The 21,236-nt window shown below is 64.6% G+C and carries 23 protein-coding genes and 1 tRNA gene; 10 read left to right on the forward strand and 14 right to left on the reverse strand.

Going from position 1 to position 21,236, the window contains the following annotated elements; genetic code table 11:
- Nucleotides 1-353: 353 nt before the first annotated feature.
- A complete protein-coding gene (locus DFR52_RS01605; RefSeq protein WP_110030173.1) occupies nt 354-1,145 on the forward strand; it encodes a hypothetical protein in 792 nt (263 codons plus the stop codon).
- 90 nt (nt 1,146-1,235) lie between these two features.
- Here DFR52_RS01605 and fghA read toward each other — a convergent pair whose 3' ends face one another.
- The 7 genes from fghA to DFR52_RS01635 all read right to left on the reverse strand — a co-directional run bounded on the left by fghA (nt 1,236) and on the right by DFR52_RS01635 (nt 5,598).
- On the reverse strand, nt 1,236-2,072 hold the full coding sequence (gene fghA, locus DFR52_RS01610; RefSeq protein WP_110031066.1) for an S-formylglutathione hydrolase: 837 nt from the start codon (nt 2,070-2,072) through the stop codon (nt 1,236-1,238).
- Between the two features lie 35 nt (nt 2,073-2,107).
- Nucleotides 2,108-3,217 carry an S-(hydroxymethyl)glutathione dehydrogenase/class III alcohol dehydrogenase gene (locus DFR52_RS01615; RefSeq protein WP_110030174.1) on the reverse strand — a complete coding sequence of 370 codons (1,110 nt, stop codon included), beginning with the start codon at nt 3,215-3,217 and terminating at the stop codon, nt 2,108-2,110.
- 97 nt (nt 3,218-3,314) lie between these two features.
- Nucleotides 3,315-3,695 carry a helix-turn-helix domain-containing protein gene (locus DFR52_RS01620; protein WP_110031067.1) on the reverse strand — a complete coding sequence of 127 codons (381 nt, stop codon included), beginning with the start codon at nt 3,693-3,695 and terminating at the stop codon, nt 3,315-3,317.
- A 261-nt stretch (nt 3,696-3,956) separates the two neighbouring features.
- Complete coding sequence (gene lipB / locus DFR52_RS01625; RefSeq protein WP_110030175.1) at nt 3,957-4,715, reverse strand: lipoyl(octanoyl) transferase LipB; 759 nt, start codon at nt 4,713-4,715, stop codon at nt 3,957-3,959.
- A gap of 155 nt (nt 4,716-4,870) precedes the next feature.
- Nucleotides 4,871-4,955: transfer RNA gene (locus tag DFR52_RS01630), tRNA-Leu, on the reverse strand.
- Nucleotides 4,934-5,095, reverse strand: coding sequence for a hypothetical protein (locus DFR52_RS24385; RefSeq protein WP_158284825.1), 162 nt, complete (start codon nt 5,093-5,095; stop codon nt 4,934-4,936). The genes DFR52_RS01630 and DFR52_RS24385 overlap by 22 nt, the downstream gene beginning before the upstream one ends.
- 215 nt (nt 5,096-5,310) lie before the next feature.
- Nucleotides 5,311-5,598: a hypothetical protein gene (locus tag DFR52_RS01635; RefSeq protein ID WP_110030176.1), complete on the reverse strand. Its 288-nt coding sequence runs from the start codon at nt 5,596-5,598 to the stop codon at nt 5,311-5,313.
- Nucleotides 5,599-6,125: 527 nt separating this feature from the next.
- On the opposite strand from DFR52_RS01635, the gene mgtE reads away from it, so the two are divergent.
- Nucleotides 6,126-7,526 carry a magnesium transporter gene (mgtE, locus tag DFR52_RS01640; RefSeq protein WP_110031068.1) on the forward strand — a complete coding sequence of 467 codons (1,401 nt, stop codon included), beginning with the start codon at nt 6,126-6,128 and terminating at the stop codon, nt 7,524-7,526.
- Between the two features lie 93 nt (nt 7,527-7,619).
- Nucleotides 7,620-8,006 carry a MerR family transcriptional regulator gene (locus DFR52_RS01645; protein ID WP_110031069.1) on the forward strand — a complete coding sequence of 129 codons (387 nt, stop codon included), beginning with the start codon at nt 7,620-7,622 and terminating at the stop codon, nt 8,004-8,006.
- A gap of 142 nt (nt 8,007-8,148) precedes the next feature.
- On the opposite strand, the gene DFR52_RS01650 is transcribed toward DFR52_RS01645, so the two are convergent.
- The 5 genes from DFR52_RS01650 to DFR52_RS01670 all read right to left on the reverse strand — a co-directional run bounded on the left by DFR52_RS01650 (nt 8,149) and on the right by DFR52_RS01670 (nt 11,710).
- Entirely contained in the window at nt 8,149-8,613 is a 465-nt protein-coding gene (locus DFR52_RS01650) for a methyltransferase family protein (RefSeq protein ID WP_110030177.1), read from the reverse strand.
- 66 nt (nt 8,614-8,679) lie between these two features.
- The gene (locus DFR52_RS01655; protein ID WP_245415155.1) at nt 8,680-9,666 is read right to left on the reverse strand and encodes a heparan-alpha-glucosaminide N-acetyltransferase; all 987 of its coding nucleotides are present in this window, start codon (nt 9,664-9,666) and stop codon (nt 8,680-8,682) included.
- 106 nt (nt 9,667-9,772) lie between these two features.
- Nucleotides 9,773-10,675, reverse strand: coding sequence for a DMT family transporter (locus DFR52_RS01660; protein WP_245415156.1), 903 nt, complete (start codon nt 10,673-10,675; stop codon nt 9,773-9,775).
- Entirely contained in the window at nt 10,675-11,019 is a 345-nt protein-coding gene (locus tag DFR52_RS01665; RefSeq protein WP_110030178.1) for a DUF3253 domain-containing protein, read from the reverse strand. Before DFR52_RS01665 ends, DFR52_RS01660 begins: the two co-directional genes overlap by 1 nt.
- Nucleotides 11,020-11,023: 4 nt before the next feature.
- Nucleotides 11,024-11,710, reverse strand: a complete 687-nt coding sequence (locus DFR52_RS01670; protein ID WP_110030179.1) for a DUF599 domain-containing protein — start codon at nt 11,708-11,710, stop codon at nt 11,024-11,026.
- 711 nt (nt 11,711-12,421) lie between these two features.
- Between DFR52_RS01670 and DFR52_RS01675 the strand changes: the two genes are divergently transcribed.
- The 3 genes from DFR52_RS01675 to DFR52_RS01685 all read left to right on the forward strand — a co-directional run bounded on the left by DFR52_RS01675 (nt 12,422) and on the right by DFR52_RS01685 (nt 15,227).
- Entirely contained in the window at nt 12,422-13,822 is a 1,401-nt protein-coding gene (locus DFR52_RS01675) for an L-serine ammonia-lyase (protein WP_110030180.1), read from the forward strand.
- A gap of 95 nt (nt 13,823-13,917) precedes the next feature.
- Nucleotides 13,918-14,352 carry a DUF1489 family protein gene (locus tag DFR52_RS01680; protein ID WP_110030181.1) on the forward strand — a complete coding sequence of 145 codons (435 nt, stop codon included), beginning with the start codon at nt 13,918-13,920 and terminating at the stop codon, nt 14,350-14,352.
- Between the two features lie 119 nt (nt 14,353-14,471).
- Nucleotides 14,472-15,227, forward strand: coding sequence for a vWA domain-containing protein (locus DFR52_RS01685; RefSeq protein WP_110030182.1), 756 nt, complete (start codon nt 14,472-14,474; stop codon nt 15,225-15,227).
- 421 nt (nt 15,228-15,648) lie between these two features.
- On the opposite strand, the gene DFR52_RS24760 is transcribed toward DFR52_RS01685, so the two are convergent.
- Entirely contained in the window at nt 15,649-15,852 is a 204-nt protein-coding gene (locus DFR52_RS24760) for a hypothetical protein (RefSeq protein ID WP_245415206.1), read from the reverse strand.
- Here DFR52_RS24760 and DFR52_RS24765 point away from each other — a divergent pair.
- Entirely contained in the window at nt 15,808-15,924 is a 117-nt protein-coding gene (locus DFR52_RS24765; protein ID WP_245415207.1) for a J domain-containing protein, read from the forward strand. The genes DFR52_RS24760 and DFR52_RS24765 overlap by 45 nt on opposite strands.
- Nucleotides 15,925-16,001: 77 nt before the next feature.
- Here DFR52_RS24765 and DFR52_RS01695 read toward each other — a convergent pair whose 3' ends face one another.
- Nucleotides 16,002-17,399: a D-alanyl-D-alanine carboxypeptidase gene (locus tag DFR52_RS01695; protein WP_110030184.1), complete on the reverse strand. Its 1,398-nt coding sequence runs from the start codon at nt 17,397-17,399 to the stop codon at nt 16,002-16,004.
- 281 nt (nt 17,400-17,680) lie between these two features.
- On the opposite strand from DFR52_RS01695, the gene DFR52_RS01700 reads away from it, so the two are divergent.
- The 3 genes from DFR52_RS01700 (at nt 17,681) to clpA (ending at nt 21,174) form a co-directional block, all read left to right on the forward strand.
- Nucleotides 17,681-18,016, forward strand: coding sequence for a phasin family protein (locus tag DFR52_RS01700; protein ID WP_110030185.1), 336 nt, complete (start codon nt 17,681-17,683; stop codon nt 18,014-18,016).
- Between the two features lie 265 nt (nt 18,017-18,281).
- Complete coding sequence (gene clpS, locus DFR52_RS01705; protein ID WP_110031072.1) at nt 18,282-18,614, forward strand: ATP-dependent Clp protease adapter ClpS; 333 nt, start codon at nt 18,282-18,284, stop codon at nt 18,612-18,614.
- 10 nt (nt 18,615-18,624) lie between these two features.
- Nucleotides 18,625-21,174, forward strand: a complete 2,550-nt coding sequence (clpA, locus tag DFR52_RS01710) for an ATP-dependent Clp protease ATP-binding subunit ClpA (protein WP_110030186.1) — start codon at nt 18,625-18,627, stop codon at nt 21,172-21,174.
- Nucleotides 21,175-21,236 lie beyond the last annotated feature (62 nt).

A 21,236-nucleotide genomic window follows, 5' to 3' on the forward strand; every position in this document is an offset into this window, starting at 1 on the left:
GGAGCGCCGCATCCCCGGCAACAAGGGCAGTCACGGCATGCGGCAGTGTCTCGAAGTGGTATGAGTCCGGAACCTTGCCGGCGTGGGCGAACATCGCCCAAAGAGGGCGCCTTGCTGCTTTTCGCGGCCTCGTCAACACATTGGTGCCCGGTGAACCAGTCCGGTGGCGGCCGGCAATCCACGGATGCTTTCCTGCCCCTGCGCCTGAGTATCGGAACGGTCGACCGAGGGCGCGTCGGTTAACCTCGCGCTAACCATAATATGTGAGTCTTCTCATGTTCCATTAACAGCCGGGGCCTGCCGTGACCAACTGCCGCCGTCTCCATTCGAGCCTCCTCCGTGTCGTTTTTGCGATGGTTCTGGCGGTTTCCCTCGGCGCCTGCGCCAGCCGGACGCCGCCGCGTGCCAGCGCCGTGGTGTCGCTGACAAGTGTGAGCGTGACCGCCCTCGATCCAGATGATCGCGTGTTTGCAGATCGTCTTGACGAGCGGCTCCGCGCCACCGCGGGCAGGCCCAGCCGAGATGTCGGCCAGGCGGCCACATTGGCCGTGACTGTGATCGAGCGCGGCCGGCCGGCGGCGGCGGTCTTCCTGCCCGGTGTCGGCCGCGACTTTGCCCGCTGGTCCGTTTCCGTCACCGAAGACGCCACCGGACGGGTCCTCTACTCCGGAGTGTGGCAGAGCGCCGTGTCCGGAACCGATGCTGCGGATTCGGATGCCGGCCTGGCCGCCCGCATTGCCGGAGACGTCCGCATCCTGCTCGGGCTAGGCGCGACCGTGCCCTCTCCGATCGAAGGGCCGAAACGCGCCGTGGCCAGGCCCTCGGTACGCCCTCTGCCTTCCGAGGCGGCGCTGGATGCCGCGGGAGTGGAGGCCGCCGATCCGCTGCTCAACGGCACCGTGACCCCGACATCCGTGCCGGCTGTTGCGATGGATGAGGACGTGCCGGTGCTCGACACGTCGCGGCCGCTGCTGGCAGCCGAGTCCGATGCCCAGGCTGCGACCTCTGTCGCACCGATTGCCGACGGTGTGCCCGCCGGGGAGGTGCCGGTTCGAGCGGCCGCGCCATCCGACGCGTCGTCCGACCCGGATGAGCCGTGCATTGTCACCATCGAGACCGACTGTCAGTCGCCTGTCGTCAACTGAACGTTCCGGAACCCGGAAGCGAAAAGCCCGGAAGATCAGCTTCCGGGCTTGTCGTTGTCCGCTGTACTTCTGTCTTTCCGCAATCAGATCCTAGGCTTGCGCCAGTCTGCTCGCGTGCCAGGCGAGGTGGTCGTCCATGAAGGTCGAGATGAAGTTGTAGGAGTGGTCGTAGCCTTCGTGCAGCCGGTATGTGAGCGGAATCCCGGCCTTGCGGCAGGCGTCCTCGAACAGCCACGGCATCAGGCCGGTTTCCAGATACTGGTCCGACTTGCCCTGATCGACCAGAAACTCGGGGAAGCGCGCCCCGTCCGCGATCAGCAGGGTTGCGTCATGGCCGCGCCAGGCGGCCTGGTCCGGGCCGAGATAGGCGGTCAGCGCGCCAACGGACCAGTTGGCGGTCGAGGGCTGCACGATCGGCGCGAAGGCCGAACAGCTCTTGAACCGGTCGGGATGGCGCAGCGCCAGCGTCAGCGCTCCGTGGCCGCCCATCGAGTGGCCGAAGATCCCCTGGCGGCTCATGTCGGCGGGAAAGTGCCCCGCGATCACCGCCGACAGCTCGTCGATGATGTGGCTTTCCATGCGGAAATTGGCCGACCACGGCTCCTCGGTGGCGTCGAGATAGAAGGCCGCGCCCTTGCCGAGCTGCCAGCTGGCGTCGTCGGGCACGTGATCGCCGCGCGGCGATGTGTCGGGGCAGACGATGATCAGCCCGTGCTCGGCGGCCATGCGGCGGTACTCGCCCTTGTCCATGACGTTGGCATGGGTGCAGGTGAGCCCGGAGAGGTACCACAGCACCGGGCAGAGCTGCTCCTTGGCCTGAGGCGGCACGAACACCGCGAAGGTCATGTCGCAGCCGCAGGCGTCCGACTCGATGGTGTAGACACCCTGCCGTCCGCCATGCACCTTGGCGTCCGAGATGATCTGCATCGGCTTGAGGACGGCGGCTGCGCTGGAATGCGGCATCAGTAGATCACCACGCTGCGGATGCTCTCGCCGCTGTGCATCAGGTCGAAGCCCTTGTTGATGTCGCTCAGCGGCATGGTGTGCGTGATCATCGGATCGATCTCGATCTTGCCCTCCATGTACCAGTCGACGATCTTCGGCACGTCGGTGCGGCCGCGGGCGCCGCCGAAGGCGGTGCCGCGCCAGTTGCGGCCGGTCACCAGCTGGAACGGCCGGGTGGAGATTTCCGCGCCCGCCGGCGCCACGCCGATGATGATCGACGTGCCCCAGCCCTTGTGCGAGGCCTCGAGCGCGGTGCGCATCACCTTGACGTTGCCGGTGGCGTCGAACGTGTAGTCGGCGCCGCCCCTGGTGAGATTCACGAGATAGGCGACGAGGTCGCCCTCGACTTCCGACGGATTGACGAAATGGGTCATGCCGAAGCGTGTCGCCATGTCCTTCTTGCCGTTGTTGAGATCGACGCCGACGATCATGTCCGCGCCCGCCAGCCTGAGGCCCTGCAGCACGTTGAGGCCGATGCCGCCGAGGCCGAAGACGATGGCCTTCGAGCCGATCTCGACCTTGGCGGTGTTGATCACCGCGCCGATGCCGGTGGTCACGCCGCAGCCGATGTAGCAGACCTTGTCGAAGGGCGCGTCCTCACGGATCTTGGCGAGCGCGATCTCCGGCAGCACGGTGTAGTTGGCGAAGGTGGAGGTGCCCATGTAGTGCAGGATCGGCTTGCCCTCGATGGAGAAGCGCGATGTGCCGTCCGGCATGACGCCGGCGCCCTGGGTGGTGCGGATCGCCTGGCACAGATTGGTCTTCGGGTTAAGGCAGTATTCGCACTGCCGGCATTCCGGCGTGTAGAGCGGAATGACGTGATCGCCCTTCTTCAGGCTGGTGACGCCCGGGCCGACATCGACGACGATGCCGGCGCCCTCGTGGCCGAGAATGGCCGGGAACTGGCCTTCGGGATCGGCGCCGGAGAGCGTGAACTCGTCGGTGTGGCAGATGCCGGTGGCCTTGATTTCCACCAGCACCTCGCCGGCGCGCGGACCGTCGAGCTGCACGGTGGTCACTTCGAGCGGTTTACCGGCCTGGTAGGCCACGGCTGCGCGTACGTCCATTGTCTGTCTCCCGATGACACGGCGGAATCGATATCGGCTGCACAGTGTCAGAGCAGGGCACGCGGCTCAACCCTGAATGCATCGGGAGAGGGAACGATTATTTGACCGCAGCGGCGACGGTCGCCAGGCGTGTTTCCAGCAGTTCGATGCCGGCCAGCGCCTGGGTGTTGAGCTCCCGCAACCGGGCGAGTTCCCCCGTCATCTCGTCAAGCGCGGTCTGCAGGCCCTGCGGGCGCGGCGCCTCGCCGTTGCCGCTGATCAGCCAGGCCGGGGACACACCCATCACGCCCGCCAATGTCATCAACTTGTTGGAGCGCGGTTCCGAGCGGTCGTTTTCCCATTCCGCCAGCGTCTCCTCGGTGACGCCGATATGCGAGGCGACTTCCGCCGTCTCCATGCCGGTGAGATCGCGCGCATGGGTGATGCGTCCGCCAAGCGTGTCGTCGTCACTGGCAAAATTCTGGGTGAGGTTCGTCATGGGCAACTCCTTCTCGCGCGTCCGGTCCGACGCCATCTGCGGGCGGTTCACCGGATTGCGGCCGCCCAATTCCGGCTCTATGTGCCACCGCTGGCTGGAAAACACAAGGTTTATGCAATTATTTCGTGCGCAGAGTGTTGAAATATACAATTCAGGATAGTATCCCGGCGCGAATGCAAGGGGTTCACAGGCACACGGCAGACTGATCAGGAATCCATCGCCAGCGTGCAGGAGGCGGCTGCGGGCAGCGCATCGTCTCAGTCAGGCGGCCGGAATGCCGGCCTCCAGGGGCTGCCACGCGGTCGCATCATCGCGGGCCGGCCCGAATACGGCCTCGAAGGTCTCCCGCAGCCTTATGTCGACCTCGTGCATGTCCACAGGCAGTCCGAGATCGACGAGGCTGGTGACGCCGTGGTCGCTGATGCCGCAGGAGACGATCCCCGAGAAGTGCTCGAGATCCGGATCGACATTGAGCGAAAGGCCGTGAAAGCTCACCCATTTCCGCAGCCGGATGCCGATGGCGGCGATCTTGTCCTCCTGCATCGACCCGTCCGCCTCGCGCGGCTTGTCGGGACGGCGCACCCAGACCCCGACACGGTCCTCGCGCCGTTCGCCGGTGACGTTCATGCTCGCCAGCGTTCCGATCGCCAGCGCCTCCAGCGCGGCGACGAAGGCGCGCACGTCGGGACGGCGGCGCTTGAGGTCGAGCATCACATAGACGACGCGCTGGCCCGGGCCGTGATAGGTGAACTCGCCGCCCCGTCCGGTGGAAAACACCGGGAAACGGTCGGGCGAAACCAGGTCGGCCGGGTCGGCGCTGGTGCCGGATGTGTAGAGGGGAGGGTGCTCGATGAGCCAGACCAGTTCGTCGGCACGGCCCGCGGCGATCTCGCCGGCCTCGAATTCCATTCGCGCCACCGCCTCCTCGTAGGGGACGGGGTTCGAGGCCACGCGCCAGCGCACCGGAGGGCTGCCTTCGGCGGCGAAGAAGCGTGTTTCAAGCTCGTTGCGAAGTGTCATGCACTTTCCTAGCGCCGTGCCGAAAGGCTGGCAAGCTTTGGAGAGGGAGGCGGCGGGCGCAATTGCTCCTTACCGCCGATCGAGCCACGGCAGCCGGCATTCCCGAATCCGGACAACAAAAAACCCGCCGAAGCGGGTTTCTCGATGCGGAGAAATGGTGCGGTCGAGAAGACTCGAACTTCCACGGGTTGCCCCACAGCGACCTCAACGCTGCGCGTCTACCAATTCCGCCACGACCGCACGTGGTAGAGCCGAACCGCGTCGGCGCGCTGCATGTAGCAAATGGCCATGAGGTGCACAAGCGCAATTGCCACAAAAATACGATTGCGCGCGACCATGGCCTTGAGCAGCCGGCAAGCCTTGGGAATCAGGTGGTTCATCGTCGATCCGCCGGGTTGTCGGAGACAGCGATAGGGCTTCCAACCGGTCCCGGTCGAGCAGGCTGCCGATTTGCTGCGGGTGGAGCGTTGCGGCGCCGCGCCGTCGATCGCAACGGCTTGCATCCCGACCGCTCGACCGCTGATCCCGATTCGAGATCCCAGGCTCTCGAGAGCCTCTCAGGAGCTGCTGCCCGCCGCTGCCGGCAGGGCCGGCGTCATGCGGCGTCGGTCTTCCGCAGCATGTTGGTTTCCCAGGCGAGGACCAGCAGGTCCTGCCATGCGCGGTGCACGCGCTCCGCCTCCAGAAGCTCCTCTTCGGGGCTGGCGGATGCGCGCATGTCGTCAAGAATAGCGGACGAGACGGCGCAGACCTTCGAAATCGAAATCATCACCGATGCCTTCTTGGGCGCCGGCGTGGACTCTTTTGTCAGCGTTCCAAGAATTGCATGCTTGTTCCGCTCGTAGAGTGTCGAGAGATTTCTGTTTCGCTCATAAAATTGCATTCAAGTATCCCCAGCTATCAGGAACTGCCACCGCTCACAATTGTCGAATCGGCCCCAGCTCCATGACTCAAAGTATTGTGAGTCGATGTGACAAGTCTAGCCCGTTGATTTGACTGATGAGCCGGGCGGTGATCTGCCGTTGCCCGGACTGGTTGCTGGTCTTGGCGAGAGTTGCAGAGGATCGCCGGCCGACGCGGACCGAAACCCGCCTCGGCCCTGGGCCGACCGGTGGCGACTGTGCGGGCCGGTGATCCGGCTGCCGGCGCTCAGCCGGCCTTGTGGCTGCATCTGCCATCGCGCCCGGAACGGCGCGATCCGCCGGCAGCGGTGAGGGCCGTCCATCCGCATGGCGATCCCTGGCGTTTCTTTGGTGTCCGAATTGCGCTCGCGGCCCCTTTGTGTGCATTTGCCGAAACCGTTATGCTGCGGCGAGATTCCCAACCGCCGCGTTGACCTCGCCGCCCTCAAGCCGTTCAAACCCGCGAGCCCTGGCCATGAATGACTTCGCCGACCGCGACGACGACAAGATGAAGGATGCCCAGCTGGCGGAAGTCGGCGATGACGACGACATCTACGGTGAGGACGGGTCGATCCGGCAGGATTTCCTCACTGCGATCGGTGCGGCGATTGCCGATCGCGACGTGCTGTTCCTGCGTGACCACGTCATCCCGCTGCACGAATCCGAACTGGGCGACCTGCTTGAGTCGATCAATGCCAGCCAGCGACAGGCGCTGGTCAAGCTGCTGGGCGCGGACTTCGATTTCGCGGCGCTGACCGAGGTCGACGAGGCCATCCGCCTCGAAATCATCGATGCCATGCCCAACGAACAGATCGCCCAGGCGCTGGGCGATCTCGATTCCGATGATGCGGTCTACATCCTCGAGGATCTCGATGAGGAGGATCAGGCCGAAATCCTCGCCCAGCTGCCGTTCACCGAGCGGGTGCGGCTGCGCCGGTCGCTGGACTATCCCGAGGACACGGCCGGCCGGCGCATGCAGACCGAATTCGTGGCCGTGCCGCCGTTCTGGACGGTCGGGCAGACCATCGACTACATGCGAAACGAGGAGAATCTGCCCGACAGTTTCAGCCAGATCTTCGTCATCGATCCGACCTTCAAGCTGCTCGGCTCGGTCAATCTCGACCGCATCCTGCGCACAAGGCGCAAGGCCCGCATCGAGGAGATCATGGATGACAGCCGCTATCCGATCCCCGCAGAGATGGATCAGGAAGAGGCGGCCCAGGTCTTCGAGCAGTACGACCTTCTCTCCGCCGCAGTCGTCGACGAAAACGACCGTCTGGTGGGCGTGCTGACCATCGACGACGTGGTCGACGTCATCCACGAGGAGGCCGACGAAGACATCAAGCGCATGGGCGGCGTCGGCGACGAGGAACTGTCCGACAATGTCATGTCGACGGTGCGTTCCCGGTTTGCCTGGCTGCTGATCAATCTCGGCACGGCCATTCTCGCCTCCGCCGTCATCAGCCTGTTCGACGCCACCATCAGCCAGATGGTGGCGCTTGCGGTGCTGATGCCGATCGTCGCTTCCATGGGCGGCAATGCCGGCACGCAGACCATGACCGTGACGGTGCGGGCCCTGGCCACCAAGGATCTCGACATCTACAACGCCGGCCGCATCATCCGGCGCGAGGCGGCCGTGGGCGTCATCAATGGTGTCATCTTCGCCGTCATCATCGGCGTGGTGGCCGGCTTCTGGTTTGCCAGCCCTGGTCTGGGCACCGTCATTGCCGCGGCAATGATCATCAACATGCTGGCCGCGGCCCTGGCCGGCATCCTGCTGCCGCTGCTGCTTGACAAGGTCGGCGCCGATCCGGCGATTTCATCGGCGGTGTTCGTGACCACGGTCACCGACGTGATCGGCTTTTTCGCCTTTCTCGGCATGGCCGGTCTTTGGCTGGCGCATCTCTGAGCCGCATGAAAGGTGGTGGTCAGGGTGGAAAAATTGACTTATACGTAAAGGTAAGCAAGTCGTGCAATGCGCCATGCGATCAGGAATCATGCAGTGCACAAAGTATACACCATCACCGAGCTGACCCGCGAGTTCGGGATTTCGACCCGGACGCTGCGGTTCTACGAGGATGAAGGCCTGATCCAGCCCGAGCGCCGCGGCCGAACCCGGCTGTTCCGCTCCGCCGATCGGCGCCTGATCCAGGAGATCCTGCGGGGGCGCCGCATCGGCTTTTCCATCGCCGAGATCCGCGAGATCATCCAGGTCTACAAGGACCCGCCCGGCGAGGCAGGGCAACTCCGGTTGCTGATGCGGAAGGTCGAGGAGAAGCGCGATGACCTGCGCCAGAAGCGAAAGGACATCGATGAGACGCTGTCGGAACTCGACCTGGTGGAGGAAACGTGCCTGACCCGGCTGGCCGAGATCGGCGTGAACACCTGAGGCGACGAGCCGGTCTGGATGACGGCGCCCCTTGAGCGCCGGGATCGCAGAGGCAATGGAGGTCGGTGACCTGTCGCGCTGTCCTGCCCCGGCAAGGTTCACCTCGTCCGGAATTGCACCGGGCGGAGCCGAATCCCGGCCGTCAGATCCAGCGGCGGACCTTGCGGCAGTAGTTCTCGTATCGATACCCGAACTGGGCCAGCAGGTGCCTTTCCTCGCGGAGCACGGCCAGATAGTGCATGGCCAGGGCGTCGAAGGGCATCACGACGATGAACCATCCGTTGCCGGTCGCAAGGCCGATGCCCGCCAGCAGCAGCAGATTGGCCACATAGATCGGGTTGCGGCTGAAGCGGAAGGGGCCCTCCGTGACGAGATGGTTCGAGCCGCGATGCGGCAGGATAGTGGTGTGGGCCTGCTGCAGGCTGCGCATCGCCCAGAAGTCGACCGCCAGCCCGGCGAGGATCAGCACGGCCCCGAGCAGCCGCGACAGGTGAAACACCAGCGGCAGAGGCAGTGCCGCAAAGGCGGCGATCGCCGCGGCCCCGAACAGGACGAGCAGCAAGGGTGGCCAGGGAATGGAATTGGGTCGCGCCCGATAGACGTTCATCATCGTTCCCGTTTGACGGCTAATATACAAGGATTGCCGATTCCGGCCAGTCTTTTTCCATTGTTTTCAAGGCGTCTGCGCTCTCATCGTGCAGGCCCGGGCGATCTCGCCGACGCGATCGTCCTTGAGCGGATCAATGGCGCCCGACTGCAACGGCGCAAACAGGTCCCGCCCCAGCAGCTCCTCCATGACGCATCCGCAGAAGCGCTGGCACATCGCCATGTCGTTGTCCTGGACACAGCCCTGCTCGCAACTCGCGACATAGGCCTGCACCGGGTCGGCGCCGGCGGGCGGCAGGATCTGGCTGACTGTCCAGACAATCGCGATCAGCACCGGTTGATGCACCAGATAGAAGGCCAGACTGTGGCGCCCGGCAAACCGCAGCAGCCGCACCAGCGGGGTCCCGGGCAACCGGATCCGCTGCAGCCGCTCGCGCAGACCGGTGGCGATGGCCAGCCGGGTCAGCGCGATGCCCGCCAGGACCGCGCCGAACCAGGGAAACAGCGGCACATAATCGTTGGAGCGCGGCACATGCGCGGAAAGTCCAACCCACCACAGCCACGGAGCGTCGAAGAATTCGGCCCTGAACAGCTGCGGCAGCGCCACGACCGCCAGCGCCACCGCGAGCGTCAAGGCAGGGGGCAGGCGAACGAAGGCAAGCCCGAGCAGGCTCGCCAGTGCGATTTCATGCAGGATGCCGAAGAAAATGAACTGATCGGGCGTGGCGATCCATGTCGCCAGGCTTATCAGCGCCGCCGCGCCCGCCACCATGGCGATCCGCTTGAGAAAGCCGTCGAACCGGAATCGCGGCCAGTGCGCCAGCACCAGGCTGACACCGACGAGAAACAGGAAGCTCGAGGCGATCGACCGCGCATAGAGCTTGAACAGTCCGTGGCCGGTGCTGCCGGGCTCGAGATAGCCGAAGTACTCCAGGTCCCAGGAGAAATGGTAGCTGGCCATGGCCAGAAGCGCCACGGCGCGCACGAGGTCGATGATCTGCAGCCGTCCGCCGGATGATGCTGCGGGCGTGGCGGTGCCTGGATCGGTTGCCAATCGGCTCTCCCCGGAAATTATGGGCCGCCCTGGTCGGCCCGGATGCACGGAGCTTACAGCAAGTCATTGTGTTGGAAAGCGGGCGCAGCTGTCGCCCGGGCCGAATTCAGGCTCGCCGTCCGCCGCGCGAGGCCACGAAAAGCCCGGCCAGCACCAGCGCCAGGGCGATCAGCACGCTCATGCTCACCTGCTCGCCGAGAATGATTGCGCCCAGCATGACCCCGAACACCGGCACCAGGTTGATCGCCGTCGAGAAGCGGGTGAGCCCGATGGTGCGGATGAGATGGAAGCGCAGGATGTAGGCGAGCCCGGTGGGAAAGATGCCCAGAAAGACCAGCGCCATCCAGGCATGAAGCGACATGCCGGTCGGCGGCAGCCCCTCGAAGGCCAGCGCCAGCGGGATGAGAAAGGCCGAGCCGATGCCGAGCGCCAGGCAGGCGAGCCTCACCGGCGGCATGTGGATACGGCGGATCAGCAGGCTTGCCGTCACGTAGCACATCGAGGCGCCGAGCACCGCCGCCTTGGCATGAAAATCGCCGTGACCGAGACCCGCCGCGGCGCTGGGCCCGACCACCACCATGATGCCGGCAAAGCCGAGCGCCACGGCAAGCAGCTTGTGAGGCGTCAGCCTATCGTCCGCGGTGAGGAAGTGGCTGCCGATCAACGCGAGGAAAGGTCCGGTTCCCATCAGCAGCGACAGCACGCCGGCGTGGAGGGTCTCGCCAGCCCATGCAATCAGAAAGAACGGCACCACCATGTTGAGGCAGGCCATGCCGACGATCAGGCCCCATTGCCCGCGCGATTCCGGCCAGGCCAGGCCTCGCCACAGCGCGTAGGGCAACAGCACCACGAAGCCGAGCGTCACCCGGATGGCGGCAAGCCACACCGGGCCGGTTTCGGGCACGGCGATCTTGATGGCGGTGAAGGCCGAGGCCCACATCAGGGCGGCCGCCACCAGCAGCGCATAGTCGAGCGGCGTCGGCCTTCGGATCGGCAGAGGCGGAATCATTACTCGGCGTCGGTGTCGGGGTTGTCGCCGGCGGCGTCGAGCCTGGCCTGCGCCGCGCGTGCGATGCTTTCCGGCGATGCGGCAGCCAGACGGTAGATGCCGCGGAAGTCGTCGGGATCGGCGACCTTGCCCTTGCGGCGGATTTCGAGCTCGCCGTCCTTGGCCATGGCGATGCAGACGCGGCGCAGCGGCTTCATCACCTGGCTCCAGGCCTTTTCGTCCTTGCCGGCCATGGCACGGGCGACATCGGAGGGTGAAATGGTCTTTCCGGCGCCGGCCTTCGCGAGGTGCTCGACGATCGTCATGCGGATATCGGCTTCGGAGTGGCCGGTTGGTCTGGTCATCAGTTTACATGCCTTCCAAAGCCGCGCTGCGCGCCGCCGACAGGAACTGCCGCCGCACCAGAACGAGAATCACCAAAGTTGTCGTAGCCATGAAGTACAATGGTCCGGCAAACCAGCCCAGATATCCGATTGCGAGAAAAATCGCCCGCAAACCGGCATTGAAGTGTTTGCCGGCGAGGATGTTCATGGCCGCGGCCCGGTCACCGGCCCTCTCCACCGCATCTTCACCTCCCTCGATCTCTCCGACCATCGGTATCGCGCCGAACAGGATCGAGGCATAGTTGAACAGCCGGTAGGACCAGCCGAACTTGAAGAACGAGTAGGCGAAGATCGCGATCAGCCCGAAGACCTTGAGTTCGAAGCCGATGCGGGTCGCGACGATGGGAAACGGCAGGCTGTTGACGACGGTGAGCACTTCGTCGGTTGCCCCGAGCAGGGCAAAGCAGCCGCCGATGGCGAAAATGGTGGTGGAGGCGAAGAACGCGGTGCCGTTCTGGAGCCCGCCGAGGATCGCAGTGTCGATCATCCGGAGGTCGCGGCGCACAGCCGTCCTCATCCAGGTGCGCCGATGCGCATTCATGATCTGAGACAGGCTGGAGCGGCCAAGCCGGTGGCTGCCGCTGGTCGATTGCGAGAAGCCTGCCCAGAGCAGCACGAACCATGAGATGGCGAGGTAGTCGAGGATTGTCATGACCGACCTTGTGCCACGAAGCAGCACCGTACGCAAAACCATTAAAGTTCGGCGCCGCACTGACGCGGCAGCGGCCTTGTCGTGGTTAACCCGCCGTTAAGGTCTGTGGTCGAAAATTGCCCTGTCATGTGAGTCGAACAGGAAACGCTTCAGGCTAACCCGTTGGATTGTCAAGGAGCCATGTTCCGAGCGCGAAGCTCCTATGAGAATTTGACCACAGTTTCGCCCTTTTTTGCAGTTGCGAAGATGTTACCAGTTCGTTAAACCCCCAATTCAAGCCGCAAGCGAATCCAACATGCTGACGCGGCCGGATCTGGTCCATCAATCGGAGTGAATATGAACGACACCGCACAAAAATCCTGCTGGGGCATCACCGCCCGCGCAGTGATCGGGTTTACGGGAATTCTTGTTCTGGCATATCTGTTCGGCGGCATCTGAGCCCCACACTGCGAGATCCGATAAGCAGCGCGTGACCCTTGTCCGCGCTGCTTTTTCTTGCCCAAATTTCCGTGCACTGGTCCTCCCTGTTTCGCGGCATCGCGCCGCCGATGTCGCCTGCGCGGCAGAAGGTGTCGGCGGCCCGGCAGGCCGTGCTGGAAATTTGCATGTACTGTCGGCGTCACCGGACTGGTCATGCACCGGTGGCTCGGCGATGATAACCCGTCCGGCCGGTTCGCCGGGATCCGGCGGGACCGGCATTGGAGGTAGCACTTGTTTCTCTCGGTTTTCGATGTCTTCAAGATCGGTGTCGGTCCTTCGAGCTCCCACACGATGGGGCCGATGTCGGCCGCGGTGAGGTTCCTCGATGAAATCGCCTCCGACGCCTGGCCGCGGCCCGCAGGAACCCGGGTTGCCTCGCTGGCGGTCAGCCTGCATGGTTCGCTCGCCTACACCGGCATCGGCCATGGCACCGGCCGCGCAGTCGTGCTGGGCCTGACCGGGGAGCGCCCCGACCAGGTCGATCCAGACCGGATGGACGCCATCATCGGATCGGTCGAGGCAAGCCGGTCGGTCACGCCGCCCGGCCATCCGACCTATCATTTCGACCCGAAGACCGACCTGGTCTTCGACAAGAAGACGCCTTTGCCGGGGCATGCCAACGGCATGCGTTTCAGCGCCTTCGACCGCGACGGAAATGTGCTGCTGCGCCGGGTCTACTATTCCGTCGGCGGTGGTTTCGTCGTCACCGACACCGAACTCGAGGCGCTCAAGTCGACCAGGAAGCCAGCAGTCGACAGGACCGTGCCCTATCCTTTCGCCAATGCCGCGCAGATGCTGGCGATGGCGGCCCGGTCAGGCCTGTCGATTGCGCAGATGAAGCGCGCCAACGAGGAGGCGTCGATGAGCCCTGAAGAGCTCGACGCCGGCCTCGACCGGATCTGGTCGGCGATGGACGGCTGCGTCGAGCGCGGCCTGACCGGCGAGGGCATCATGCCCGGTGGGCTCAAGGTCAAGCGTCGCGCCCGCATGATCCATGAAAAGCTGCAGGACGAGTGGCGCCAGAACCGTCGCAATCCGCTGCTCGCCAATGACTGGCTGAGCGTCTACGCCATGGCCGTCAACGAGGAGAACGCCGCCGGCGGTCGTGTCGTCACGGCGCCCACCAACGGCGCCGCCGGCGTCATTCCCGCCACCATCCGCTACATCCTGCAGTTCCAGGACGGCGCCGATCAGACTTCGGTTCGCGACTACCTGCTCACAGCCGCCGCCATCGGCGGCATCATCAAGCATAACGCGTCGATTTCCGGCGCCGAGGTGGGGTGCCAGGGCGAGGTGGGTTCGGCTGCGGCGATGTCGGCCGCCGGGCTGGCCGCGATCATGGGTGGCACGCCCGAACAGGTGGAAAACGCCGCCGAGATCGCGCTCGAGCACCATCTCGGCATGACCTGCGACCCCGTCGGCGGCCTGGTGCAGGTGCCCTGCATCGAGCGCAATGCGCTGGGCGCGGTCAAGGCGGTCACCGCCGCCTCGCTGGCGCTGAAGGGCGACGGCACCCATTTCGTGCCGCTCGACGCCTGCATCGAGACCATGCGCCAGACCGGCCTCGACATGAACGAGAAGTACAAGGAAACCTCCACGGGCGGTCTCGCCGTCAATGTGGTGGAGTGCTGAGCCCGGTCGTCCGGCGCCGGAGACGGGCTGTGGACGGGTGGCGGAGTGCTCCGGCGCGCTCTTGACGGATCGCGCGCCGGCACCGACAAGGAGGGATGGCTCTCCATATCATCAAGCTTTGCGTCGGCGCCGAGAGCGTCGAGGACCTGCAGGACTGGATCACCCGGCGTCTGGCGGCCCGCAAGGCTGCCGGCAAGGCGCCCGAACAGCACCACACCACCCGCATGGCGCCCAAGCGCCGCGACGAGGTGCTGGACGGCGGTTCGCTCTACTGGGTGATCAAGGGCAATGTGCAGGTGCGCCAGCGCCTGCTCGACCTTCGCCCCGTCGTCGACGGCGAGGGCATCTCGCGGTGCGACTTCATCCTGGAACCCCAGTTGCATCTGACCAACTGGCAGCCGCGGCGGCCGTTCCAGGGCTGGCGCTATCTCACCGCAGAGGATGCGCCCGCAGACCTGGGCTCTGACACCGGGGCCGAGGCGATGCCGGCCGAACTGCGTCGCGAACTGGCCAGTCTCGGCCTTCTCTGAGCGCATTCCGCCGCGCTGGCGGCGGACGGCACGGCAATCCGGCCTTGCAGACCTTGTGTTTGCGCCCGACGATGCCACATTGAGGGAGAGGCGTTTTCGCCGGCTTGAACAGGCGGACCATGGACAAGGACAGACCCAGCACTCACAAACAGGTCAGGCCGGCCGAGGCCGCCGCCGGCGTGCCGGCTGCCCGCTCGTCGTCGAGCGAAATCGCGGCCTTCCTGTCATCGGCCAGATCGATTGCCGGCAGCGCCGACGGCGACGGTCGGCTGATTTTCGCGCTGGACGCGACCATGAGCAGGCAGCCGACCTGGGACGTGGCCTGTCATCTGCAGGGCGAGATGTTCGACACGGTCGGCAAGACCGGCGGCCTGAATGTGCAACTGGTCTATTTCCGCGGCTTCAATGAATGCAGGTCGTCGAAATGGGTGGCCGACACCGGCCGGCTGGCTCGGCTGATGTCGGCCATTGACTGCCGCGGCGGCCAGACCCAGATCGGCAGGGTGCTGCGTCATGCGAACGCCGAGGCGCGCGGCGCCAGGGTCAACGCCCTGGTCTATATCGGCGACGCGATGGAGGAGAACATCGATGAGCTGTGTGCGCTGGCAGGCGAACTGAGCCTGCGCAATGTGCCATGCTTCATGTTTCACGAGGGCCATGACCCGGCTGCGGAGACGGCCTTCCGCGAGATTGCCCGCCTGACCAACGGCGCCTATGCGAAGTTCGACCGATCCGCGGCGGCAGAGCTGGCCGCGTTGTTGCGGGCTGTGGCGACATTCGCCCGTGGAGGCCGAAAGGCCTTGGAACATGCGGGCGGCAGCGCCGCCCGGTTGCTGCTTGGCCAGATGAAGCCGGGCTCCGGGGGAAACCGCTAGGATGACGATTATCTTCTACATGCTTCTGGCAGGGGCTGTCCTGGCGCTGCTGGGTCTGGTGGCGATGCGCATGCCGCCCGCCAGGCTGGCGACGACGCTGCGCTATTTCTTGCCGGGCGTCATGGGCATTGCAGGCCTCGCGCTCACGCTGGTCGGGCGCATCAGCCTCGGCGCGCCACTGTTGTTCCTGGCCTTCACCATCTTCGGGCGCATGCGCTCCGCCGCGCGCGCCAAGCGCAGCGCCGGCGGGCGGTCGCATGTGCGTTCGGCGGCGCTGGAAATGGAACTCGATCTGGATTCCGGCGACATGAACGGGGTCGTCCTGGCGGGGAGCATGGAGGGCGCCGAACTCGGCGCGCTCGATCTCGAAGCCTTGCTGCGGCTGCGCCGCGAGCTGGACTGCGATGCAGAAAGCCTTGGCCTACTGGAGGCGTATCTTGACCGCCGCATGCCCGATTGGCGTGCGGGCGCTGATGCGGATGACAGCGCGGGACTGGGAACTTCTCCAGGCTCGGGCGCCATGACAAAGCAGGAGGCCTACCAGATCCTTGGTCTTGGACCTGGGGCGGGAAAATCCGATATCAGCGAGGCGCATCGCCGCCTCATGAAGCGGATGCATCCCGATACGGGTGGTTCTGAGTTTCTTGCCAGCCGGATTAATGAGGCCAAGGATGTTCTCTTGCGTCGACATGACTGATTTCCCCTGATTACGCATTACAAGTCACAGGCGGTGCCAGGCGAACAGCCTGGCACCCATGGCACGACAGGCCACGTTCAGTTCTGGGTTGCCCAGCAGGCGAACCCCTTCTTCTTCAAGGCCTTGCAGGCCGACAGCGCGCCGTCCTGGCCGTCAAAGCCGGCAAACCGGGCGCGATAGAGCTGTGCGCTGCCCTTGGAATAGGCCATCGTGAACGGCTCGGCATCGGCGAGCGCGCCGCCGCCTGCGCTCTGCGCCTTCGACAGCAGGCCGAGCGCGCCGTCCCGGTCCGGCATTGCGCCGATCTGGATCACCCAGCCGGTGATCGCCTGGGTCGATGCGGTGGTGACCGGATCGACGGCCAGGCTTGCGATGCTGTCTGCCGCCTCCGGCACATAGGCCGGCGCCGGCGTCGGCACCGCAACGGTCTTCTGCAGGCGCAGCGTCTCGGCCAGGGCCGCGCGGCCGACGACCGGATTGGGCGCGGGGGCGGCATAGGCCAGCGTGATGCGGCTGTCGTCGTGACGGTTCTCCGGCAGCGGGCCGACCTGCGGCAGTTCCAGCTCGGCAATGAGGGCTGCCGGAATCGTCGGCGCCATCTTGCCGCGGGCGATCAGCTGTCCGCCGCCGCGGGTCGAAGCCTGCGGCAGGTAGCGGGCAATCAGGTCCTTCATCTGGGCATTGCGGCTGGCGCCGGTGCGCCCGCCCATCACCACGGCGACGATCGAACGGTCGCGGTCGATCACCGATGTCACGAGGTTGAAGCCCGAGGCCCTGGTGTAGCCGGTCTTGATTCCGTCGACGCCGCGCACCTGGCCCAGGAGCCGGTTGTGGTTGCCGTGCTTGCGCTTGCCATAGGTGAAGGAGCGGGTGGAGAAATAGCGGTAGTCGCGCGGAAAATGCTCGCGCAGTGCAATGCCGAGCCGGGCCTGGTCGCGCGCGGTGGTTTTCTGTGCCGAATTGGGAAGTCCGTGCGCATTGCGGTACGTGGTGTGCGACATGCCGAGCACGCGCGCCTTCGCGGTCATCATCGAGGCGAACTTGGATTCAGATCCGCCCAGATATTCGCCGAGCGCGGTCGAGACGTCATTGGCCGACTCGGTGATCAGCGCCAGGATGGCGTCTTCCACCGAAATCGTCTGTCCCGGCCTCAGTCCGAGTTTGGTCGGAGGCTCCTTGGCCGCGTTGGCCGAAACCGGAATCCGGGATGACAGTTTGAGCCGGCCATTCTGCATCGCCTCAAAGGTGAGATAGAGCGTCATCATCTTGGTCAGCGAGGCCGGATAGCGCAGTTCATCGGCGTCGTGAGCGTAGAGCGTCTTGCCGGTCTTGGCGTCAATGACGATGCCGGCATACTCGGCGGCCCGCGCAGCGGGGGCGCTGAAGGCTGTGGCCAGGACGAGCGTGACAAGGGCGAGGAGCCGCAGCGGGAGGGCGGCGACGGCGGTTCGGGCGGTTGTCTGTTCGGTACGCATGGGACGGCAACTCGTAATTTTGCAGCAGGGAGGGCGTCTGGAAGTCATCCCCCAATGACCAGCCATTGCGGCCACATTATCGGCGCGTCGTTACCAATCCGTTTATGATGAATCCTTCGTTGCCGGCCTCATCCCCCCAGAACGGGCGTATTGACGCCGCGCGGCGCGTCTATCCGTCTGAAAATGTTTCGAAATGCTGCACTGCACAAAAATCCTTGACAAATTGGTGCGACGCACATATCAATGCTCCATCACCCCATTCAACGACAGGAGTCGGCGCCATGATGAATTTTGACAGCAGTTCCAAACTCGGCAAGGAAGCCATGGACAGCATGTTGACCACGGTTTCGTCCATGACCAAGGGTTTCCAGCAGATCGCTGCCGAAGCCACGGACTATTCCAAGAAGGCCTTCGAGGACAGCTCGGCCGTGGTCGAGAAGCTTGTCGCAGCCAAGAGCCTCGACAAGGCCATCGAGATCCAGACGGATTTCGCCAAGTCCAGCTACGAAGGTTTCGTCGCGCAGGCCACCAAGATGAGCGAAATCTACGCCGATCTGGCCAAGCAGGCCTACAAGCCTTTCGAAGAGGCTGCCGCCAAGGTCGGCACCCACGCCTGACATGCTCGGCAGGATCTGTCTCGCGACAGGTTCACGCTTCAGAATTCAACCCGGTTGCGCTTCGCAGCCGGGTTTTTTCGTGTGCCGTTCTTGTTGCCCGGCGCGGCATCAAATAAGATTGATCGATCGTGCAGGGGGGCTTAAAATCGGCGAACAAAAGATTAAGTTATGGGAAAGCGTCAGAATGCGTCGTGATCTTGATGAGCAGCGCGGCAGGGCCAGACAGGACAGACACACTGTGATCAAAAGCGCATTTCCGGTTGTCATGCAGGCGGACAAGAAATCAGGCGGCGGCACTCCCGACCGGGGCACGCAGGTGATCACCCGGGTCAAGCCCGAGGTGAAACGTCCGAGTCTTTACCGGGTCCTGCTGCTGAACGACGACTATACGCCGATGGAGTTCGTGATCCACATCCTGGAGAATTTCTTCCAGAAGGACCGCGAGCAGGCGACACGGATCATGCTTCATGTGCACAATCATGGAGTCGGAGAATGTGGCGTATTCACCTACGAGGTGGCCGAAACCAAGGTGACTCAGGTCATGGATTTCGCCCGCGAGCATCATCACCCGCTTCAGTGCGTGATGGAAAAGAAATGAGGACCTGAACGTGCCCAGTTTTTCCGCCAGCCTGGAAAAGGCGATTCATCAGGCACTGACATTCGCCAACGAACGTCATCACGAATATGCCACGCTCGAGCATCTGTTGCTGGCGCTGATGGAAGATCCCGATGCCGCCGCCGTCATGGGCGCCTGCAATGTCGATCTCGATCAGCTGCGCCGCACGGTGACGGATTATGTCGACAAGGAACTGGGCAATCTGGTCACCGGCTATGCCGAGGACTCCAAGCCCACTTCCGGTTTTCAGCGCGTCATCCAGCGGGCGGTCATCCATGTGCAGTCGTCCGGCCGCGAGGAGGTGACAGGCGCCAATGTGCTTGTCGCCATATTCGCCGAGCGCGAGAGCCACGCCGCCTATTTCCTGCAGGAGCAGGAGATGACGCGCTACGATGCGGTCAATTTCATCTCGCACGGCATCGCCAAGCGCCCGGGCTCAGGCGAGGCGCGGCCCGTTCGCGGCATCGATGATCCCGAGCCCGAGATCACCAAGCCGGCAGCCGAAAGCGACGAGGGTGCCAAGAAGAAGGGCCAGGATGCGCTCAGCGCCTATTGCGTCAATCTCAACGAGAAGGCCAAGACCGGCAAGATCGATCCGCTGATCGGTCGCACCGAGGAGGTCAATCGCACCATCCAGATCCTCTGCCGCCGCTCCAAGAACAACCCGCTCTATGTCGGCGACCCCGGCGTGGGCAAGACGGCGATTGCCGAAGGCCTGGCCAAGCGCATCGTCGAGGGCGACGTCCCCGACGTGCTTTCCGACGCGGTCATCTATTCGCTCGACATGGGCTCGCTGCTGGCGGGAACCCGCTACCGCGGCGACTTCGAGGAACGCCTCAAGCAGGTGGTCAAGGAACTCGAGGACCTGCCAGGCGCGGTGCTGTTCATCGACGAGATCCACACCGTCATCGGTGCCGGCGCCACGTCCGGCGGCGCCATGGACGCCTCCAACCTGCTCAAGCCTGCCTTGTCGTCGGGCGCCATCCGCTGCATCGGCTCGACCACCTACAAGGAATACCGGCAGTTCTTCGAGAAGGACCGGGCGCTGGTGCGCCGGTTCCAGAAGATCGATGTCAACGAACCGTCGATCGACGACGCCATCGAGATCCTCAAGGGTCTCAAGCCCTACTACGAGTCCTATCACAAGGTCACCTATTCGGACGCGGCGATCAAATCGGCCGTCGAACTGTCGGCCCGCTACATCACCGACCGCAAGCTGCCCGACAAGGCCATCGACGTCATCGATGAATCCGGCGCGGCGCAGATGCTGCTGCCGGTCGGCCAGCGCAAGGCCGAGCTGACCGAGGTGGAGATCGAGAACACCATCGCCACCATGGCCCGGATCCCGGCCAAGACCGTGTCGAAGGATGACGAGAGCGTTCTCGAAAATCTCGACAAGGAACTGCGCTCGGTGGTCTATGGCCAGGATGCGGCCATCGACGCGCTGACGGCGGCCATCCGGCTGGCGCGCGCCGGCCTGCGCGAGCCCGACAAGCCGATCGGCTCCTATCTGTTCTCCGGACCCACCGGCGTGGGCAAGACCGAAGTGGCCAAGCAACTGGCGGCCTCGCTCGGTGTCGAACTCCTGCGCTTCGACATGTCGGAATACATGGAGCGGCACACGGTCTCGCGGCTCATCGGTGCGCCTCCCGGCTATGTCGGCTTCGATCAGGGCGGCCTGCTGACCGACGGCGTCGACCAGCACCCCTATTGCGTGCTGCTGCTCGACGAGATCGAGAAGGCGCATCCCGACCTGTTCAACATCCTGCTGCAGGTCATGGATCATGGCTCGCTGACCGACCACAACGGCAAGAAGATCGACTTCCGCAACGTCATCCTGATCATGACCACCAACGCGGGCGCCGCGGACGCGGCCAAGTCGGCCATCGGCTTCGGCTCGTCCAAGCGCGAAGGCGACGACATGGAGGCGATCAACCGGCTGTTCACGCCGGAGTTCCGCAACCGTCTGGATTCGATCATCGCCTTCGGCTCGCTGCCGGCGGAAGTGGTCCATCAGGTGGTTCAGAAGTTCGTCATGCAGCTCGAGGCCCAGCTCAACGAACGCAACGTCACCTTCGATCTCAACGAGGAGGCGATCTCCTGGCTGGCCGAGACGGGCTATGACGACCGGATGGGCGCCCGGCCGCTGGGTCGGGTGATCCAGGAGCACATCAAGAAGGAGCTCGCCAACGAACTCCTGTTCGGCAAGCTCAAGCACGGCGGCACGGTCAAGATCACCGTTGGGGTCAAGGCCGACGGCAACCGCGGCCTGCTGCTGGAGTGCATTCCGGGCTCGGTGCCCGTGTCGCCGAAGAAGGAACAGCTGCCGGAGAAGAAGAAGGCTGCCTCCAAGGCGCGCGCGAAGCCGAAGGCCAAGGCCGGTCCGGCGCCGAAGACGCCCGACAAGCCGAAGTCGGCTGGTGCCGCCAAGGCATCCGCCCCGGCCAAGCCCGCGGCTTCTGCCGGAGCTGAGCAGGCAGGCGAGAAGCCCGCGCCCCGCAAGGCCTCAGGGGCAGTGCCGAAGGTGCCGCGCAAGAAATAGACCGCACCTGGACCTCGAGACGCCCAACGCCCCCGGCTTGCCGGGGGCGTTGGTTTTTCTGG

This window comes from Hoeflea marina (assembly GCF_003182275.1).
Taxonomy (GTDB): Bacteria; Pseudomonadota; Alphaproteobacteria; order Rhizobiales; family Rhizobiaceae; genus Hoeflea; species Hoeflea marina.

Coding starts and splice junctions, on each gene's coding strand:
- DFR52_RS01605 (WP_110030173.1), top strand. CDS start 354: ATGGTTCTGGCGGTTTCCCTCGGCGCCTGCGCCAGCCGGACGCCGCCG.
- fghA (WP_110031066.1), bottom strand. CDS start 2,072: ATGCAGATCATCTCGGACGCCAAGGTGCATGGCGGACGGCAGGGTGTC.
- DFR52_RS01615 (WP_110030174.1), bottom strand. CDS start 3,217: ATGGACGTACGCGCAGCCGTGGCCTACCAGGCCGGTAAACCGCTCGAA.
- DFR52_RS01620 (WP_110031067.1), bottom strand. CDS start 3,695: ATGACGAACCTCACCCAGAATTTTGCCAGTGACGACGACACGCTTGGC.
- lipB (WP_110030175.1), bottom strand. CDS start 4,715: ATGACACTTCGCAACGAGCTTGAAACACGCTTCTTCGCCGCCGAAGGC.
- DFR52_RS24385 (WP_158284825.1), bottom strand. CDS start 5,095: ATGAACCACCTGATTCCCAAGGCTTGCCGGCTGCTCAAGGCCATGGTC.
- DFR52_RS01635 (WP_110030176.1), bottom strand. CDS start 5,598: ATGCAATTTTATGAGCGAAACAGAAATCTCTCGACACTCTACGAGCGG.
- mgtE (WP_110031068.1), top strand. CDS start 6,126: ATGAAGGATGCCCAGCTGGCGGAAGTCGGCGATGACGACGACATCTAC.
- DFR52_RS01650 (WP_110030177.1), bottom strand. CDS start 8,613: ATGAACGTCTATCGGGCGCGACCCAATTCCATTCCCTGGCCACCCTTG.
- DFR52_RS01660 (WP_245415156.1), bottom strand. CDS start 10,675: ATGATTCCGCCTCTGCCGATCCGAAGGCCGACGCCGCTCGACTATGCG.
- DFR52_RS01665 (WP_110030178.1), bottom strand. CDS start 11,019: ATGACCAGACCAACCGGCCACTCCGAAGCCGATATCCGCATGACGATC.
- DFR52_RS01670 (WP_110030179.1), bottom strand. CDS start 11,710: ATGACAATCCTCGACTACCTCGCCATCTCATGGTTCGTGCTGCTCTGG.
- DFR52_RS01680 (WP_110030181.1), top strand. CDS start 13,918: ATGGCTCTCCATATCATCAAGCTTTGCGTCGGCGCCGAGAGCGTCGAG.
- DFR52_RS01685 (WP_110030182.1), top strand. CDS start 14,472: ATGGACAAGGACAGACCCAGCACTCACAAACAGGTCAGGCCGGCCGAG.
- DFR52_RS01695 (WP_110030184.1), bottom strand. CDS start 17,399: ATGCGTACCGAACAGACAACCGCCCGAACCGCCGTCGCCGCCCTCCCG.
- DFR52_RS01700 (WP_110030185.1), top strand. CDS start 17,681: ATGATGAATTTTGACAGCAGTTCCAAACTCGGCAAGGAAGCCATGGAC.
- clpS (WP_110031072.1), top strand. CDS start 18,282: ATGCAGGCGGACAAGAAATCAGGCGGCGGCACTCCCGACCGGGGCACG.